This is a genomic window from Ralstonia mojiangensis (assembly GCF_023955645.1).
GTDB classification, from domain to species: Bacteria; Pseudomonadota; Gammaproteobacteria; order Burkholderiales; family Burkholderiaceae; genus Ralstonia; species Ralstonia mojiangensis.
Genome location: NZ_JAMXHU010000007.1, coordinates 55,023 through 73,068, shown reverse-complemented (window position 1 = coordinate 73,068; position 18,046 = coordinate 55,023). Strand labels below are relative to the sequence as shown.

Below are 18,046 nucleotides of genomic sequence, written 5' to 3'. Positions count from 1 at the left end.
CTACGGTGACGAATCGTCGCAGGGAGGCAGCGTGGACAAATACGGAGCGGCAATGGTGGTGACGGACGACGCAGAGCGCCTCGCCGGACTGCGTCGCCTGACGCATATTCTGTATGCGCTCTACGCCATTTTTTGGCTGACCGGCGGGATCACTGCATTGATTGCCATCATCGTCGGGTATGTTAAGCGCGACGATGTGCGCGGCACGCTGTATGAGTCGCACTTTCGTTGGCAAATCCGTTCGTTCTGGTGGTGCGTACTGTGGGGTGTGATCGGTGTGCTGCTCATTCCCGTGGCCTTCATCGGCTTCGCCGTTCTGTGGGCTCTGGGCATCTGGATGCTGTATCGTATTGTGAAAGGTTGGCTGTATCTGAATGACAGCAAGCCGATGTACGCAAATCCGTAAAATCAACCAATGGCGCCGCCATCGTTGCGACGCCACCAGCCGTATTTACGTGGGAGTAGGTCATGGGTTCCTTTAGCATTTGGCACTGGCTGATTGTGCTGGTCATCATCATGATGGTCTTCGGCACGAAGAAGCTGCGCAACATCGGTTCGGATTTGGGCAGCGCCGTGAAGGGCTTCAAGGACGGCATGAAGGAAGGGGCGGAAGACAAGCCCGCAGCACCGCAGCAGACGGCCGGCCAGCCGCCGCGCGAACTGCATGATTCGACGACGATTGACGTCGAAGCGCGCGACAAGTCCAAGCAAGGCTGAGTACCGACGCACGCTGACCGATGATCGATCTCGGCATTTCCAAGCTGGCGCTGATTGGCATGGTGGCGCTTGTCGTCATCGGGCCGGAGCGTCTGCCCAAGGTGGCGCGCACCGCTGGCGCCTTGCTTGGCCGCGCACAGCGCTACATCGCCGACGTGAAGGCTGAAGTCAGTCGCGAAATCGAGCTTGAGGAGTTGCGCAAGATGCGCACCGACTTCGAGCAGGCCGCGCGCAATGTCGAGCAGACCATCCATCAGGAGGTCAGCAAGCACACGACCGAGCTCAACGAGCGCCTGAACGAGGCGCTTGGCGATCCTGCGCAGACTGCGACCTCTGCGCCCGACTGGCGCCCGGCGCCGGGCAAGTCGCGCAACGGCCGCAACAGCTGGCGCAACAAGCAGCTCTCGATGCCCAAGTGGTACCGCCAGAAGCAAGGCGTGCGCATGTGGGCGCAATCGGGTGCGGCACGCGTCAAGCGCCATCGTCCGCCCATCGTTGCCGCACAGTCGCGTGCGCGCTCCTTCTTCGAATGATCTTCCGGGCGCGAGCCGTCTCTGCGGTGCCGCGTCCTGACTTCTCTCTCTCCCACCCGACATGAGTGCCGCTCCGCTCGATCCGCAAGAGTCGCCCGAGGACGGCGCGCAGGAAACCTTCATTTCGCACCTCGTCGAGCTGCGCGAGCGCATCGTCAAGGCGGGTGCGGGCGTGCTGCTGGTCTTTCTGGGCCTGGTCTATTGGGCGCCGGATATCTTCAACTTGTTCTCGCGGCCGCTGATCCAGGCGTTGCCCAAAAACGGCCACATGATCGTGACGGACGTCACCGGCTCGTTCTTCGTGCCGATGAAGGTGACGTTGCTGGCCGCCTTCCTCATCGCACTGCCGTGGGTGCTGTACCAAATCTGGCGCTTTGTGGCGCCGGGGCTGTACACGCACGAGAAGCGGATGATCATGCCGCTGGTGGTGAGCACCTACGTGCTGTTCCTGTGCGGTGTGGCGTTTGCATACTTCCTGGTCTTCCCGACGGTGTTCAAGGTGATGGCGCATTACAACGCGCCGCTGGGTGCCGAGATGTCCACCGACATCGACAAGTACCTGAGCTTCGCCATGACCACGTTCCTTGCTTTCGGCATCACCTTCGAGGTGCCGGTGGTCGTGATGGTGCTGGTGCGCTTTGGCATCGTGAGTCTGGAGAAGCTGCGACAGGCTCGGCCGTACGTCGTGGTGGGCGCCTTCGTGATTGCTGCGGTGGTGACGCCGCCCGACGTGATGTCGCAGCTGCTGCTGGCGGTGCCGCTGTGGTTGCTGTACGAGCTGGGGCTGATCTTGGCGGCCATCTTTATCCGTAACACCACGGCACCAGAGAACAATCCGGAGCACTTGCCGGTGGTGAAGGACTGACGGGCTGATCCAGCATCAGCCAAAGAAAAAGGCAGCCGAGGCTGCCTTTTTTGTTGCCGATGAATCTGCTGTTGCTGCGTCTTTCAGGCGGCGTACAGCCAGAACTGCTCGCGCGGGAAGGTCAGCGCGTACTTGCCGTCGCTCGGGGCGCTGGCGGAGTAGGCGCGCAGGCCTGTGCCCGTTGCGCCGCTGTCGTCGGTGGCGCGGAACAGACATTCCCAGCGGTCGCCCAGGTACATGCGCGTAGCGAGCGGCAGGTGGATGGTGTTGTCGGCGTTGTCGACGCCCACGCGCACCTGTTCCAGACGGATCACGCCGTGCGCTGATGCTCCCGGCTTCAGATCACCGCGCGCCACACCCCACAGCGACCAGCCGCCAGTCTCGTCTACCAGCCGGGCCATGCCATCTCGCACTTCGGCGATCTTGCCGTTGATGCGGTTGTTGCTGCCCATGAACTCGGCGGTGAAGAGCGTTTCGGGCGCGCCGTACATCTGCTCGGGCGTGCCTTGCTGTTCGATCACGCCGTTGTTCAGCAGCAGGATGCGATCGGACATGGCCATTGCTTCGCTCTGGTCGTGCGTGACCATCAGGGCCGAAAGCCCCAGGCGGACGATCAGCTCGCGCAGGAAGGCGCGGGCTTCTTCGCGCAGCTTGGCGTCGAGGTTCGAGAGCGGCTCGTCGAGCAGGATCACGGGCGGGTTGTAGACCAGCGCACGTGCGATGGCCACGCGCTGCTGCTGGCCGCCGGAGAGCTGGCTCGGGAAGCGCTCGCCCAGATGGCCGAGGCCCAGTTGCTGCAGCACCGCTTGCACGCGTTCCTTGATCTGCGCGGCCGGCGTCTTGCGCAGCTTGAGCGGGTAGGCGACGTTCTCGGCCACGGTCTTGTGCGGCCACAGCGCGTAGGACTGGAACACCAGGCCCAGGTTGCGCCCTTCGGCCGGCACGTCGAGCTTCTTGGCGCCGTCGAACATGACCCGATCGCCGATCTTGACGGTGCCCTGGCTGGCCTGTTCGAGGCCGGCGACAGCACGCAGCAGCGTCGTCTTGCCCGAACCAGATGGGCCCAGCAGCGAGACCACCTCGCCCTTCTGCAGCTGCATCGAGACACCCTTGAGAACCGGGTTGTTACCGTATTGCAGGTGCAGGTCGTTGACAGTGAGTTCAATCATGGAGCTTCACTCCGAAACGCAGTGCGATGCCGAGGCCGACGGCCACCAGCACGATATTGACGAAGGACAGCGCGGCAACGATATCGATGGCGCCGCCCGCCCACAGGGAAACCAGCATCGAGCCAATCGTCTCGGTGCCCGGCGACAGCAAATACACACCGGTCGAGTACTCGCGCTCGAAAATCAGGAAGATCAGCAGCCAAGCGCCGAGCAGGCCGTAGCGCGTGAGCGGCACCGTCACATCGCGCGTGGTGCGGGCGCGGGTGGCGCCCACCGAGCGTGCGGCTTCTTCCAACTCCGGACCAACTTGCAGCAGCGCGGCCGAGATCAAGCGCAGGCCATAGGCCAGCCACACCACCGTGTAGGCGATCCACACGCTGAAGATCGTGCTGCGCAGGTCGCGCAGGCTCGGCACGACATGCTCGATGATCCAGTTGGCGAAGGGCAGGCCGCTGTCGGTCAGGCCGGTCTCGATCCAGTTCGGCACGAACAGGAACACCCACAGGAAGGCCAGGCCAGCCAGCAGGCCCGGAATGGCACGAGGCACCAGCACGCTGTAGTCGAGGAAGCGCGTCCAGCCATCCGGCTTGCGGTGCATGGCCAGGCCGATGCAGGTGTAGCAGCCGACGGCCAGTGCGCCGCCGATCACGCCGATCAGCACCGTGTTGACCATCGCACGCAGGAACTGCGGCTGCTCGAAGATCTGCTGGAACGCCGTGGTGGAGAACGCCTCGACCAGCGAGACGCCTTCACCCCAATTCGACACGAAGGCGCGCAGCGCGATGCCCGAGAGCGGCACCACCACCGTCACGAAAAACCACAGCACCACCACGGCCCACGCCGGCCAACGCCAGCTGCCCAGGGGCAGCGGACGGCTGCGCGTAACCTTGCCCTTGACGGTGACGAAGCGGTTGGCCGACTTCAGCATGTAGCGCTGCAGCAGCACCAGCGGGAACGTCACCATCACGAGGCAAACCGCCACGGCCGCCATCAGGTGATACGCCGGCGTGCCGAGCTTGTTCGTCAGCTTGTACAGATACGTCGCCAGCACCAGGTGGCCTTCCGGATCGCCCAGCACCAGCACCAGGCCGAACACCTCGAAGCCTAGGAACGTCACCAGCACGGCTGCGTACAGCAGGGCGGGGCGCACCATCGGCAGGCTCACGTTGAGGGCCACCGACAGCGGCGATGCTCCTGCGATACGCGCGGCTTCTTCCACGTCCGAACCGAGACTGCGCAGCGCCGACGAGACATACAGATACACGTGAGGCACGTGCGTCAGGCCGGCAATGATGATGATGCTCGTGAACGAATACACGTTCCACGGCGCACCGCCAAACAGGCTCTTGAACCACACGGTGTAGAAGCCCACGGGGCCGGCGGAGACCACGTAGCCGAACGCCAGCACCATCGGCGAGACGAACACCGGAATCATCAGCAGCGGTTCGAGAACGCGGCGGCCCGGCAAGTCCGAGCGCACCATCAGGAACGCCAGGATGCCGCCCAGCGGTACCGAGATCACCGCCAGGCCGAAAGCCAGCGCGGTGGATTTCTCAAAGGCGTGCCAGAAATCCGAATCCGTAAAGATGAATCGATACGCATCCAGCCCCGCCAGCGCGTCGGGCATGAAGAACGGCGCAGACAGAAAGCTCTGGTAGAAGATCAGCGCCAGCGGCGTGAAAATCGCCAGCGCGGTAAGCAGAATGACCACGCCGCGCGGCAAAGCCTGTCCCACACGCGTCCAGGGCGAGCGCTTGAGGGTGACTTGGCGAGCGGCGGCACGGTCTTGCGCTAGAGAACGCATGGTGCCTCCAGGAGGAACCGGCGCCAGATACGGATGGCGCCGGCAGGTCGGTCAGATGAGAAGGGTGCCGATGATCAACGGATCAGATCAACGGCCGGCGGCGGTGCGCCATTGCTTGATGAAGTCCAGGCGCTTCTTGGGTTCCAGGAACGCCAGGATCGATTCGTCAACCGGAATCGGCTTGATGCTGTTGCCGAGAATCTTCTTCAGGCCGGCGGCGGTGGCTTCGCCCGTCACGTCTTCACGCAGCGAGTGCAGATCCGACTTGTTGGCGAGGATTTCCTGGCCGCGCTTGGACAGAATGTAGTCCAGCCACAGCTTGGCCGCGTTCGGGTTCTTTGCCTTCTTGGCGATCATCGCCACGCGCGACACCACCAGCGTGTAGTCCTTCGGGTAGACGATGCCGATCGACGGATCCTTCTTGGCGCGCGCAATCGCGTACGAACCGAGGATGTTGTACGCCACCAGGTTTTCACCCGAGGCCACGCGCTCCATCATCGTGCCGGTAGAGGACTGCAGCACCAGGTTCGGGCCCACCGCCTTGACGAAGTCGAAGTACTGCGGCGAATCCAGATTGTCTTGCGCCGCCATCATGAAGCCCACGGCCGACTTCTCGATGTCGTACGTCGTGACCTTGTTCTTGAAGCGCTCGGGCTGGCTGGCGACCAGCTTGGCGAAATCGGCGTGCGTTTGCGGCACTTCCGAATCCTTGATCAGGCGCTTGTTGTACAGGAACACGGCCGGCTCATACGTCGTGCCGTATGCGATGCCTTTGTGGACTGCCCACTTCGGCAGGTTCGGCACTTCGGGCGAGTCGTACTTCATTGCGTAGGTCTGCGCGAGCTTGAGCTGCGAGTCCATCGACGAGTTCCACATCATGTCAGCCGAGGCGCCACCGGCTGCCTGCTCGCTGATGAAGCGGTTGTACAACTCGCTGCTGTTCATGTCGTTGTACTCGACCTTCACACCCGGGTAGAGCGACTCGAAATCCTTGATCAGAGGGTCTGCAGCCTTGGTGTCGGTCGTTGCATACACGACCACCTTGCCTTCCTTCTTGGCGGCGGCAATGGTATCGGCGTAGTTGGCGGGGTAGCCGGCCGGGACTTGCGCGAAGGCGGCGGTGCTGAGGGTCAGGGCGGCAGCTGCAACTGAAGCGAGAGCGGCGTGCGCAGGCGTAAAGCGTCCACGAAGCATGGGTTTGTCTCCTGTTTGCTTGTGATGGCGTGGGGCCGGCTACTTATGGCTTGTTGCTCGTAGCTCGGACGGATGGCCCCAGGTGCGGCGGATTATAGAAATCGCGCGCTTTCGCCACGCTTTCATTGCGGCTGCTGCATCGCAGCATGTTCAAAGGGGGAGGCCGCAGCCGCCAGCGGCACGCGGATCCGTGCCGATAAACCCATACCGCCATGCTCGTTCGGCTCGCCATCGGCCAGCTCGATCTGCCCGCCGCTACGCGCTGCATAGGCACGTGCAATGGCCAGGCCGAGGCCGGAACCTTCTGCGGCATAGCGGGCGTCTTTGGGCGCGACCTTGGGTTTACCCGAGCGGCCTCCGCCCTCGTGTGCGCGGCGGAAGCGCTGGAACGCGTGTGCGCGCTCGTCAGCGTTCATGCCGGGCCCGGTGTCGTCCACGCAGACCAGTGCGGCATCGCCTTCCGCCGTGGCGCGTACGGTGATGCGTCCGCCGGCCGGCGTGTAGCGGATGGCGTTGTGCACGAGGTTGGAGAGCGCCTCGCGCAGGAAGGCCGGATAGCCGACGACAGGCAGCGCCATGGCGAGGCCGCCGTCATCCCACCCGAGGTCTTGCTGCTTTTCGCGCGCCAGCGGCAGTGCATCCACCACCACGTCGCGCGCCAATTCACCAAAGTCGAAGATTTCGGCCGGCGCGTCCTGCCCCGCATGTCGTGCACGGGCAAGAGCGAGCAATTGCGTGGTCAGCCGGTTCGTCGACTGCAGGCGCGCGATGATGGCGGACAGGCTTTCGCGCACGCGCGCCGGGTCGGTTTCGCGCAGCGCGTATTCGGCTTGCGTGAGCAGCACGGCCAGCGGCGTGCGCAGCTGGTGGGACGCATCGGCGAGGAACTGACTTTGCGCCTCCGCAAGTTCGGCGTAGCGATGAATGTGGTGGTTGATCGCGTCGACCAGCGGACGCACTTCGGCGGGCACGTCGGTGGCGTCGAGCGGACGCAGGTCATCCGACGCCCGCACGCCGATGCTGCGTGCCAGGCGATTGAGTGGGCGCAGGGCGACGGTCACGCCGAGCCACAACAGCGCGGCGCTGACCGCCACCAAAGCCGCATCGCGCAGCAGCGTGCCGCGCCACACCGCCTGCTGCAGCGCGCGTCGCGTCTCGATGGTTTCTGCCACCTGAATGACGATGCGCGCCGGCAGCCCGGGCTGGTAGAGCGGCTTGGCCACGGCGGCCACGCGCACGGGCTCGTCGTGGTACGTCGCGTCGTAGAAGAGCGGGGTGTCGTTTTCCAGCCGTGTGACGGGCAGCGGCAGATCGTCGTAGCCGGTCAGTGCGGCTTCAGGCGCCTTGCCAGGCAAGGGCTCGAAAGCGACGCGGTAATAGACATTGCTCTGCGCGGTCGATTCGAACATGGACAGCGCCACATACGGCACGTTGACCTGGACCTGCCCGCGTTCGATCGTCACGCCGTTCTCGATGGCGCGCACCGAGCCGAGCAGGGCGCGGTCGTACGCGCGATCGGTCGCGCTACGCAGCGCCTGGTACGCCGAGACGATGTCGATGGCCAGCACACCCACCAGCCCCGGCAGCAACAACCAGAGCAGGGTGAGTTTCAGGCTGCGCGGCAGCCGAAGCCAGGCGAGCCGCTGCATCATGCGCTGCTATCGACGGCGGTGGGCGCTTCACCATCGCCGGCTTCGAGCAGGTAGCCCAACCCCCGTACGGTGACGATCTGCACGCCCGTGCCCGCCAGCTTCTTGCGCAGGCGGTGCACGACCACCTCTACGGCGTCGGGGCTGGAATCGCTGTCCAGGTTGAAGACCTTGTCGAACAGATGCACTTTGCTGATCGGCTGACCCGTCTTGTGCAACAGCGCCGATAGTGCGGCGTGCTCACGCGGCGTGAGCGACAGCGGCTCACCGGACAGCAGGAATGCCTTGCGTCCGGTGTCGAACTCCAGCGGCCCGCAACGCAGACGCGGGAACGCCCGGCCGCGGCTGCGGCGGATGAGCGCCATCAACCGCGCTTCCAGCTCGGACAACGCGAACGGCTTGGTGAGGAAATCATCCGCGCCGGCGTTAAGCCCGCGCACGCGTTCGTCCAGCGCACCCTGCGCGGTGAGGATCAGCACGGGCGTGCGGTCATCGCGCGCGCGCATGTCGGCCAGCACGGCAAAACCATCCTTGCGCGGCAAGCGCAGGTCCAGCACCACTGCGTCAAATTCTCCGGAGCCGAGGAAGGCTTCCGCGATGACGCCATCGGCCGCGCGCTCGATCACGAAACCGCTTTGCGCCAGCGCGCGCGCCAGCCATGCGGCCAATTCTTCCTCATCCTCCACCAGCAAAATCCGCATCGGGTGTCTCTCAATATCGTTCTGGCTACTTTTTCATGATAATGCGTGGCGCCCTGATCTCGGCCACATCGCCGATCACACCGTCCACCTGATGCGCAGCACAGTTGCGCTTCAACAGGCATGTCGTCCATCCTCAATTCCCGTCGCCGCAGGCTTTGTCAGACCGCAGCATTGCTGGCTGCAAGTGGCATCGTCGCGCGCGGGGCGCAGGCGCAGTGGCTGGCCCGTCCGGCGCCGGAGCTGCCGTCGTACTACCCGCGCGATTACGGCGCGATGATCGACGCCGCGCGCCGCGAAGGCCGTGTCACGGTGTATTCCACGACGGATTTCTCGGCCGCGTACCCGCTTATCCGCGCCTTCGAAACGCGCTACCCCGGCATCACCGTCGACTATCGCGAGCAGAACAGCGACGACATTTACCGCCGCTTCCTCGCTGAATTCGCCGCCAAGTCGCCGGGCGCCGATGTGGTCTGGAGTTCGGCCATGCCCGAGCAGTTCAAGCTGGTGAACGACGGCCACGCACTCTCATATGCATCGCCCGAACGACCGTACCTGCCGTCGTGGGCCATCTGGAAGAACGAGGCGTACGGCACGAGCTACGAGCCGGTCGTCTTCGTCTACAACACGCGCCAGCTGCCGGCGGACTTGATTCCGTCCACCCACGCCGATTTCGCCCGCATTCTCAATGGCCATCGTGACTTGCTGCGTGGCCGCGTCGCCTCGTACGACATTGAGCACTCCGGCTCCGCCTTCCTCTTCGCCGCGGAAGATGCGCGAACTACACCGGTGTTCTGGGATGTTGCCAAGGCATTGGGTGGCGTCAACGTCAACCTGTACATCACCACGGCCGCGATGCTGGAGCGCGTCGCCTCCGGCGAAAGCCTGCTCGCCTACAACGTGATCGGCTCATACGCCGCGCGCTACGCCGATCGCAATCCGGCGCTCGCCATCAAGATGCCGACTGACTACACGCTGGTCGCCACGCGCGTCGCCTTCATCGCGCGGCGCGCTGCCCGCCCGAACGCTGCGCGCCTCTGGCTCGACTTCATGCTCTCGCGTGATGGCCAGAGCGTGATGGCGGACCGCGCGTTCTTGTTTTCGCTGCGCCAGGATGTTGAAACCGGGCTCACTGCCAAGCGGCTGCTCGCCGAACTTGGGAACACGCATCGGCCCATTCCCGTCGGCCCGGGTTTACTCGCCCATCAAGATCAGCTCCGCCGAGCCGATTTCCTGAAGCGATGGCACGCCGCACTCGGCCGATAAAAAGAGAATAAAGAAGCACTTATTGCCGTAACGTGGTGCGAAGGCGACAATTCAGAACTGTCACCAACTGCCAAATTTGTTGCACAGGAAGGGGGTGACAATCGCCCGCCAACCCCTGTGCTACCGCGCAAAAAGCGGGTCGCGCCCCCCTCTAAACGGGGCTTGGCGCGTGTTGCCCATGAGCAACAACTTGGCCGCAAATCGCGGCCCAGAGCCAGAAAGGGTTTCCGGAATCAGTCAACGCTGGCACATAATGCGGTCAGACGTGAGGTATCTGCGTCGTCCATAAGGACAGTCAAGATTTCCCAATCAGTTGACAAGGAAAGTGTCGATATGAAGATGAAACTGTTTGCAGCTGCTGTTGCAGCTCTGGCCGCCGGTGGCGCCTATGCACAATCCTCCGTGACCCTGTACGGCGTGGTCGACGCTGGTCTGACCTACGCAAACAAGGTGCCGGGCGCAACCGCTGGTTCCAGTGGCTCGCGTTTTGGCCTGGATTCGGGCGGCCTGTCGGGCTCGCGTTGGGGCCTGCGTGGCGTTGAAGACCTGGGCGGTGGCCTGAAGGGTATCTTCAACCTGGAAAGCGGCTTCAACCTGGACACCGGCACGTCGGCTCAAGGTGGCCGTCTGTTCGGTCGTAACGCTTACGTCGGTCTGCAAGGCCAGTGGGGTCAACTGACCCTGGGTCGTCAGCAAAACCTGCTGTACGACTTCTCGCTGATGTATGACCCGATGGCAATCGCCACGCGTTACTCGCTGGCCTCGCAAGACGCCTTCTTCGCTGGCCGTGCTGACAACGCCGTCAAGTACGTCGGCACGTTCGGTGGCCTGAGCGTCTCCGGTCTGTACTCGTTCAACTACAACGGCAACGAAGTGGCTGGCAGCAACAAGACCGGCCGCGAGTGGAGCCTGGGTGCTAACTACGCTGGTGGCCCGCTGGGTATCGGCGCAGTGTACGACCAGACCAACTCGACGACCGTTGGTAGCGACAACCGCGAACAACGCGCCACGATCGCTGGCACGTACGCCTTCGGCCCGGCCAAGCTGTACGCTGGCTACCGTTGGTACAAGGCTAACTACGCAACTGTTGCTGGCAACGGCAACCTGCGTTCGAACCTGTACTGGGCTGGCCTGGGTTACCAAGCTACTCCGGCTCTGTCGCTGACGGGTACGGCTTACTACCAACAGTTCAAGAACAGCGGTACGGGCAACCCGTGGCTGTTCGTGGTCGGCACCGACTACGCTCTGTCGAAGCGCACCGACGCCTACTTCAACGTGGCCTATGCTAAGAACAGCGGCGGCTCGGGTCTGGGCGTGATGGGCCTGAACGACACCGGCTACGCTGGCACGACCCTGACGGGCGGCAACCAAGTGTTCTCGGGTCCGAACAACAGCAACAACCAGTTCGGCGCTACCGTCGGCCTGCGTCACAAGTTCTAATTTGACGCGCTCGTAAGGGCGCATCGAATTAAACGGTTAAACGCCGATTCCGAAAGGAATCGGCGTTTTTCTTTGTGCGAACGATCCGTAGCACGCCTCCATGCCTGAAACGCTGCCGAGGGTGGCTTGCTGGCGCGCAAGCCTCGGTTGATTGCGAGTGCAGGCGAGGCGAGGAGGGGGTGTCTCGCTTGCTGTCTTACGGCGGCAAACGCCCGGGTGCGCCCACGTCGCTCTAGCAGAGCGTGGCGAGCGCAATTCGTAGCCATGTCGCGCAGCTGTTGGTCTGATCGCTTGTTGAGCGAGCGCGCCCGCGTCAAGGTGGCTCGCCCCCTCAGCGTGCTGGCTTGATGCTCAAGGGTGCGCGCATAAAAAAACGGCGGCACATCTGGCCGCCGTTTGGATGTTCCGAAACCTGCCGCTTATTGTTGTTCTTCGTCGTCCTGCGAGGGCATCGGTACGTTGCGACGCGTCGGCGGCGGACGCTTGCCGACAACGATGGTCAGTTCCACTGCCTTGCCTTTGCGCGAAACCGTCACCTTGGCTTCCGCACCGGGTTTCAGCTGCGCGATGCTGTTGAGTAGCGCTGTCGTATCCAGGATCGGCTCACCATTGACGCTGGTGAGAATGTCTCCCGGGCGCAGGCCCGCCTTGTCTGCGGGGCCACCTTGAACCACGGCGGCGATCAGCGCGCCATCCTTGCGGGACAAGCCAAACGACTCGGCAATTTCCGGCGTCACATCCTGCGGCTCAACACCGATCCAGCCGCGGACCACGCTACCGGTCGAAATGATGGATTCCATCACCTGCTTGGCTAGCGAGACCGGAATCGCGAAGCCGATGCCCAGCGAGCCACCCGAGCGCGAGTAAATCGCCGTGTTGATCCCTAGGAGGTTGCCGTCGGCGTCGACCAGCGCGCCGCCCGAGTTGCCTGGGTTGATCGCGGCGTCGGTCTGGATGAAGTTTTCGAACGTGTTGATGCCCAGGTGGCTACGGCCCAAGGCAGAGACAATGCCCATTGTCACCGTCTGGCCCACGCCAAACGGGTTGCCAATCGCCAGCACCACGTCACCCACGCGCACATTCTCCAGTCGGCCCAGCGTGATGGCAGGCAGATTCGGCAGGTTGATCTTGAGGACAGCCAGGTCGGTTTCCGGATCGGAGCCGACCACTTTGGCGTTGGCCTTACGGCCGTCGGTCAGGGCGACTTCGATCTCGTCGGCGCCGTCCACCACGTGGTGGTTCGTTAGAATGTAGCCTTCCGAGCTGACGATCACGCCCGAGCCCAGACTGGCCGTGGGTTCCTGGCGCTGCTCAGGGGCGCGGTCGCCGAAGAAGAAGCGGAACCACGGGTCTGCGCTGGCTTGTGGGTTACTGCCGCGCTTCGGCGCGTTCTTGCTGCTGAAGATGTTGACCACTGCCGGCATCGCAACCTTGGCGGCTTCCGCGTAGGAGTTGCTGGAGGTGCCGCCGTGGCCGAGCGGCGCGACTTCCTTCAGCGCGACGATGGGCGAGCCGGATTGCACTGCGACCTTGCCGCGCTGCAGCCAATCAGGCTTGAGCGTGGCGATCACAAACCAGACGGCCAGGACGACCGTGACGGCTTGCGCAAAAAACAGCCAAAAGCGGCGCAACATAGAGCGAAATTGAGTCCAAATGGATCGAAAAGAACTTGAATTGTACTTGAACGACCTGTTGCAGGCGGCCCGTTTTCGGGACTATTGCCCCAATGGTCTACAGGTACAAGGGCGCGACACCATTACGCATATCGTGACGGGCGTGACGGCCAGCCTAGCGTTGATCGAAGCCGCCATCGAAGCGCGTGCCGACGCCATCCTTGTGCATCACGGTTACTTCTGGAAGGGGGAGGACGGCCGTGTCGTGGGCCAGAAGCATGCGCGCTTGAAGCAACTTCTTGCGCACGATCTCAATCTGTTCGCGTATCACCTCCCCCTTGATGCGCACCCCGAGCTGGGCAACAACGCACAGCTGGGTGCGTTGCTGGGCATCTCGGCCCAGCGCCGGTTCGGCGACGATGAACTCGGCTGGATTGGTACGCTTGCCGAAGGGACCACGCTGGGCGCTTTCGCGCAGACGGTATCGGCCAAGCTGAATCGGGTGCCCCTCGTGATTGGCGAGGAGGATCGTTCGGTGTGCACAGTCGGTTGGTGCACGGGCGGTGCCCAAGGCTGGTTTGATGCCGCCGTGGCCGCCGGTGTGGACGTGTATCTGAGCGGTGAAGCGTCTGAGCAGACAACGCATCTGGCGCGCGAATCGGGGGTCGCCTACATTGGTGCGGGCCACCACGCCACTGAGCGCGGCGGCGTTCGGGCGCTCGGCAATCACCTGGCCGAGCGCTTCGGCGTGCGTCACACCTTTATCGATATCCCGAATCCGGTGTGATTCGCGTCTGATTACGGCTTGTTCTTCAGGCTGTCGCGAATCTCGCGAAGCAGCAGGATGTTCTCTGGTGTTTCGGCCGGCGCTGCCGGCGGGTTGGCGTCGATCACGCGCGTGATGGCGCGCACCATCAGAAACACGATAAACGCGAGAATCAAAAAATTGACCGCCACGGTGATGAAGTTGCCGTAGGCGAAGACTGGCACGCCGGCCTTCTTCAGATCGGCAAGGGTGTGCGGCACACCCGCAGGTGCCTCTGCGAGTTGGATGAACAGGTTCGAGAAATCCAGCTTGCCCACGATGCGGCTGATCAGCGGCATGATCAGATCATTGACAAGCGAATCGACGATTTTGCCGAACGCCGCACCGATGATCACGCCCACTGCCAGGTCGATCACGTTGCCACGCATCGCGAATTTCTTGAAGTCTTGCATCAGTGCCATCGGTTTTCTCCGGATTGTTTGATTCGAGACAAACGGTCAAGCTAGCGAACGGTTGACCTGAATTGTTGAAAGCGAGGTTGCAAGAGGCATGCCGAAGCCTTGCCTGTACTGGGCTGGCGGGCAATCGGTGCGTCCACTATATCTGCAACGGTCGTCCCCCGCGACCGCTACCGTTGGCTAGGTACGGTCGGGTATAATTTTTGGTTGACGCGAATCTATCTTGATTTCTCATCCTGGGGTCTTGAATGAGTGACCAGCAAAACGTGGACAAGGGTCGCCGTAATCTATTGATTGCGACATCCGTGGCTGGTGGTGTGGGAGGGGTTGCAGTTGCGGCCCCTTTCGTTTGCACATTCGCACCATCTGAAAAAGCCCGTGCAGCGGGCGCGCCCATAGAGGCCGACGTGAGTGACCTGGCCCCCGGCCAGATGAAGGTGGTGGAATGGCGCGGCAAGCCGGTCTGGCTGCTCAAGCGCACGCCCGACATGCTGGAATCGCTCAAGAAGACCGATAACGAAGTCGCTGACCCCAAGTCCGACGTGCCCTTCACCATGAAGACGCCGGACTATTGCAAGAACGAAACCCGCTCCCGTGCCGAGCATAAAGACCTGCTGGTCGTGGTCGGCATCTGCTCCCATCTTGGCTGCTCCCCGTCTGGTCCGTTTCCCGCGGGCGCCAATGTGCAGCTTGCCGGAGACCCCGGCTTCGTCTGCCCGTGTCACGGCTCCACGTTCGATCTGGCTGGCCGCGTGTTCAAGAACAAGCCCGCGCCGCAGAACCTCGACGTTCCGCCGTACATGTTCCTGTCCGACACGAAGCTGGTGATCGGTAAAGACGAGAAAGGAGAGGCTTGATCATGGCCGAGAAGAAGGTGGAGACAACCGGGCTGCTGGGCTGGATCGATGCACGCTTCCCGGCATCGGAGCTGTGGAAGGCGCATCTGTCGGAGTACTACGCGCCGAAGAATTTCAACTTCTGGTATTTCTTTGGGTCGCTGGCGCTGCTGGTGCTGGTGATCCAGATCGTCACGGGCATCTTCCTGGTGATGAACTACAAGCCGGACGGCACGCTCAACGCCGCCGGCATCCCCGTCGCCTATGCGAGCGTGGAGTTCATCATGCGCGAGGTGCCGTGGGGCTGGCTGGTGCGCTACATGCACTCGACCGGCGCTTCGGCGTTCTTCATCGTCGTGTATATGCACATGTTCCGCGGCATGCTGTACGGCTCGTACCGTAAGCCGCGCGAACTGGTCTGGATCTTCGGCTGCCTGATCTTCCTGTGCCTGATGGCCGAAGCCTTCATGGGCTATCTGCTGCCGTGGGGCCAGATGTCGTACTGGGGCGCGCAGGTGATCGTGAACCTGTTCTCCGCCATCCCGCTGATCGGCCCGGACCTGTCGCTGTGGATCCGCGGCGACTACGTGGTGTCTGACGCGACGCTGAACCGCTTCTTCTCGTTCCACGTCATCGCGGTGCCGCTGGTGCTGCTGGGCCTAGTGGTGGCGCACATCATCGCGCTGCACGAAGTGGGCTCGAACAACCCGGACGGCGTCGAGATTAAGGCCAAGAAGGACGAGCGCGGCATTCCGCTCGACGGCATTCCGTTCCACCCGTATTACTCGGTGCACGACATCGTCGGTGTGGCGGTGTTCCTGTTTATCTTCAGCGCGATCGTGTTCTTTGCGCCTGAAATGGGCGGCTACTTCCTGGAAGCCAACAACTTCATCCCGGCAGACTCGCTGAAGACGCCGCCGCACATTGCGCCGGTCTGGTACTTCACGCCGTTCTACTCGATGCTGCGCGCGACCACGTCGGACTTCCTGCCGTGGCTGTGGGGCTTCATCGCCATCATGCTGGGGCTGCTGTTCGTGCGCTCCAAGAGCATGAAGGTCAAGGGCGTGGCGGTGGCGGTGGCCGTGATTCTGGCGCTGGGCTTCGCGTTTATCGACGCGAAGTTCTGGGGCGTCGTCGTGATGGGCGGCTCGGTGGTGATCTTCTTCTTCCTGCCGTGGCTGGACCAGTCGCCGGTCAAGTCGATCCGCTATCGTCCGGGCTTCCACAAGACGCTGCTGATCCTCTTCGTGATCGCCTTTGCGGTCCTGGGCTACCTGGGTATTCAGCCGCCGAGCCCGGTCGGTTCGATCATCTCGCAGATCGGCACCATTCTGTACTTCGCGTTCTTCCTCGCGATGCCGATCTGGAGCCAGATCGGGACGTTCAAGCCAGTGCCTGAGCGCGTCACGTTCACGCCGCACTGATAGAGCCCGCGCACAAGGACCCATGAAGGACACAAGAATGAAAAAGCTGCTTGCGATTTTCGCCTTGGCCGGTCTCGTGTTTGCCGCGCCCGTGATGGCCAATGAGGGCGGTGTGCCGCTCGATCCGGCGCCCAACCAGTCCAGCGACACGTCTGCGCTGCAGCGCGGCGCCAAGCTGTTCGTCAACTACTGCCTGAACTGCCACGGCGCCAGCGCGATGCGCTACAACCGCCTGCGCGACATCGGTTTGAGTGAGGAGCAGATCAAGCAAAACCTGCTCTTCTCGTCAGACAAGGTCGGCGACACGATGCACATCGCCATGGACCGTGAAGACGCCAAAAAGTGGTTTGGTGCCGTACCGCCGGACCTTTCGGTGATTGCCCGGGCGCGCGGCAGCGACTGGCTCTACACCTACCTGCGCACGTTCTACCGTGACGACACCCGTCCGACCGGCTGGAACAACTTGGTCTTCGACAAGGTGGGTATGCCGCATGTGCTGTGGGAGCTGCAAGGCCAGCAGGTGCCGAAGTACGCCGAAGTGAAGTCCGAGCACGGCGAAGCTGAGAAGAAATTCGTCGGCTTTGAAGTGACGGTCCCGGGCAAGATGAACAAGGTCGAATATGACCAGGCGGTGGCTGATCTGGTCAGTTATCTGGACTGGATGGCTGAGCCCGCTGGCAACCTGCGCAAGCGTCTCGGCGTCTGGGTATTGTTGTTCATCGGCGTGTTCTTCGTGCTGGCCTGGCGCCTGAATGCGGCCTATTGGAAGGACATCAAGTAAAATCCCTGTTTTCCGGGCAAGGGCTAGGCCGGTGGAGAACTGGCTCTAGCCCTTTGCCTTTTCGCTTTTTGTGCCGTGGCGATGTCATTTTGTCGTCACGGTTGTACCGTCATAGGGCCGCCCCCGGCCCATGCGCCAAGGAACTACAACCATGATGGTCTTGTACTCGGGCACCACTTGCCCGTTTTCGCAGCGTTGCCGCCTCGTCCTGTTCGAAAAGGGCATGGATTTCGAAATTCGCGACGTCGATCTCTTCAACAAGCCGGAAGACATCGCGGTGATGAACCCGTACGGCCAGGTGCCTATCCTGGTTGAGCGCGACCTGATTCTGTACGAGTCGAACATCATCAACGAGTACATCGACGAGCGCTTCCCGCACCCGCAGCTGATGCCGGCCGATCCGGTGCAGCGCGCCCGCGCCCGCCTGTTCCTGTTCAACTTCGAGAAGGAGCTGTTCACGCACGTCTCCGTGCTCGAGAACGAAAAGGGCAAGGCTGCCGAGAAGAATCACGAGAAGGCACGCGCGGCCATCCGTGACCGCCTTACGCAGCTGGCACCGATCTTCCTGAAGAACAAATACATGCTGGGCGAAGAGTTCTCGATGCTGGACGTGGCGATTGCGCCGCTGCTGTGGCGTCTCGACCACTACGGCATTGAGGTCTCGAAGAATGCGGCCCCGCTGATGAAATACGCTGAGCGTATCTTCAGCCGTCCGGCGTATATTGAAGCGCTGACGCCGTCGGAAAAGGTCATGCGCCGCTGATTGCCGCTGGGTCGGGCCGCGCTTGGGGTGAACCTGCGCGGGGCCGCGCCCAACGGTCACTGATTTCATC

General features: G+C 62.7%; 18 protein-coding genes. 11 read left to right on the top strand and 7 right to left on the bottom strand.

The genetic code is table 11. The features are described 5' to 3' along the window. Positions 1–31: 31 nt before the first annotated feature. The 4 genes from NG898_RS25235 (at position 32) to tatC (ending at position 2,115) form a co-directional block, all read left to right on the top strand. Positions 32–406 carry a DUF4870 family protein gene (locus NG898_RS25235; protein ID WP_092975887.1) on the top strand — a complete coding sequence of 125 codons (375 nt, stop codon included), beginning with the start codon at positions 32–34 and terminating at the stop codon, positions 404–406. A 62-nt stretch (positions 407–468) separates the two neighbouring features. Beyond that, positions 469–717: a Sec-independent protein translocase subunit TatA gene (gene tatA / locus NG898_RS25230; RefSeq protein ID WP_252694998.1), complete on the top strand. Its 249-nt coding sequence runs from the start codon at positions 469–471 to the stop codon at positions 715–717. Between the two features lie 20 nt (positions 718–737). Continuing rightward, positions 738–1,250, top strand: coding sequence for a Sec-independent protein translocase protein TatB (gene tatB / locus NG898_RS25225; RefSeq protein WP_147215163.1), 513 nt, complete (start codon positions 738–740; stop codon positions 1,248–1,250). 61 nt (positions 1,251–1,311) lie between these two features. Beyond that, entirely contained in the window at positions 1,312–2,115 is an 804-nt protein-coding gene (gene tatC, locus NG898_RS25220; RefSeq protein ID WP_147215165.1) for a twin-arginine translocase subunit TatC, read from the top strand. Between the two features lie 83 nt (positions 2,116–2,198). Here the strand turns inward: tatC and NG898_RS25215 are convergent, their stop codons facing one another. From NG898_RS25215 to NG898_RS25195, 5 genes are all read right to left on the bottom strand, one after another. After that, the gene (locus NG898_RS25215) at positions 2,199–3,284 is read right to left on the bottom strand and encodes an ABC transporter ATP-binding protein (protein ID WP_252694997.1); all 1,086 of its coding nucleotides are present in this window, start codon (positions 3,282–3,284) and stop codon (positions 2,199–2,201) included. Then, positions 3,277–5,088, bottom strand: a complete 1,812-nt coding sequence (locus NG898_RS25210) for an ABC transporter permease (RefSeq protein WP_252694996.1) — start codon at positions 5,086–5,088, stop codon at positions 3,277–3,279. The genes NG898_RS25215 and NG898_RS25210 overlap by 8 nt, the downstream gene beginning before the upstream one ends. An 87-nt stretch (positions 5,089–5,175) precedes the next feature. Next, positions 5,176–6,282 (bottom strand): ABC transporter substrate-binding protein, encoded by a 1,107-nt coding sequence (locus tag NG898_RS25205; RefSeq protein WP_252694995.1) that lies wholly within the window; start codon positions 6,280–6,282, stop codon positions 5,176–5,178. 122 nt (positions 6,283–6,404) lie between these two features. After that, on the bottom strand, positions 6,405–7,934 hold the full coding sequence (locus NG898_RS25200; protein ID WP_252694994.1) for a sensor histidine kinase: 1,530 nt from the start codon (positions 7,932–7,934) through the stop codon (positions 6,405–6,407). Then, positions 7,931–8,632: a response regulator gene (locus tag NG898_RS25195; RefSeq protein WP_252694993.1), complete on the bottom strand. Its 702-nt coding sequence runs from the start codon at positions 8,630–8,632 to the stop codon at positions 7,931–7,933. Before NG898_RS25195 ends, NG898_RS25200 begins: the two co-directional genes overlap by 4 nt. Before the next feature lie 120 nt (positions 8,633–8,752). On the opposite strand from NG898_RS25195, the gene NG898_RS25190 reads away from it, so the two are divergent. Then, positions 8,753–9,895, top strand: coding sequence for an ABC transporter substrate-binding protein (locus NG898_RS25190; protein WP_252694992.1), 1,143 nt, complete (start codon positions 8,753–8,755; stop codon positions 9,893–9,895). 333 nt (positions 9,896–10,228) lie between these two features. Beyond that, complete coding sequence (locus tag NG898_RS25185; RefSeq protein WP_045203059.1) at positions 10,229–11,335, top strand: porin; 1,107 nt, start codon at positions 10,229–10,231, stop codon at positions 11,333–11,335. Between the two features lie 419 nt (positions 11,336–11,754). On the opposite strand, the gene NG898_RS25180 is transcribed toward NG898_RS25185, so the two are convergent. Beyond that, positions 11,755–12,969 (bottom strand): Do family serine endopeptidase, encoded by a 1,215-nt coding sequence (locus NG898_RS25180; RefSeq protein ID WP_252694991.1) that lies wholly within the window; start codon positions 12,967–12,969, stop codon positions 11,755–11,757. 19 nt (positions 12,970–12,988) lie between these two features. On the opposite strand from NG898_RS25180, the gene NG898_RS25175 reads away from it, so the two are divergent. Continuing rightward, the gene (locus NG898_RS25175; protein ID WP_252694990.1) at positions 12,989–13,735 is read left to right on the top strand and encodes a Nif3-like dinuclear metal center hexameric protein; all 747 of its coding nucleotides are present in this window, start codon (positions 12,989–12,991) and stop codon (positions 13,733–13,735) included. Positions 13,736–13,746: 11 nt separating this feature from the next. On the opposite strand, the gene mscL is transcribed toward NG898_RS25175, so the two are convergent. Next, positions 13,747–14,175 (bottom strand): large conductance mechanosensitive channel protein MscL, encoded by a 429-nt coding sequence (gene mscL, locus NG898_RS25170; RefSeq protein ID WP_252694989.1) that lies wholly within the window; start codon positions 14,173–14,175, stop codon positions 13,747–13,749. A 245-nt stretch (positions 14,176–14,420) separates the two neighbouring features. Here mscL and petA point away from each other — a divergent pair, with 245 nt between their 5' ends. The 4 genes from petA (at position 14,421) to NG898_RS25150 (ending at position 17,976) form a co-directional block, all read left to right on the top strand. Next, positions 14,421–15,029, top strand: a complete 609-nt coding sequence (gene petA, locus NG898_RS25165) for a ubiquinol-cytochrome c reductase iron-sulfur subunit (protein ID WP_045203063.1) — start codon at positions 14,421–14,423, stop codon at positions 15,027–15,029. Beyond that, the gene (locus tag NG898_RS25160) at positions 15,029–16,432 is read left to right on the top strand and encodes a cytochrome b (RefSeq protein WP_252695050.1); all 1,404 of its coding nucleotides are present in this window, start codon (positions 15,029–15,031) and stop codon (positions 16,430–16,432) included. Before petA ends, NG898_RS25160 begins: the two co-directional genes overlap by 1 nt. Before the next feature lie 37 nt (positions 16,433–16,469). Continuing rightward, positions 16,470–17,213, top strand: coding sequence for a cytochrome c1 (locus tag NG898_RS25155; RefSeq protein WP_252694988.1), 744 nt, complete (start codon positions 16,470–16,472; stop codon positions 17,211–17,213). A gap of 151 nt (positions 17,214–17,364) precedes the next feature. Further along, positions 17,365–17,976, top strand: a complete 612-nt coding sequence (locus NG898_RS25150) for a glutathione S-transferase N-terminal domain-containing protein (protein ID WP_004634649.1) — start codon at positions 17,365–17,367, stop codon at positions 17,974–17,976. Positions 17,977–18,046 lie beyond the last annotated feature (70 nt).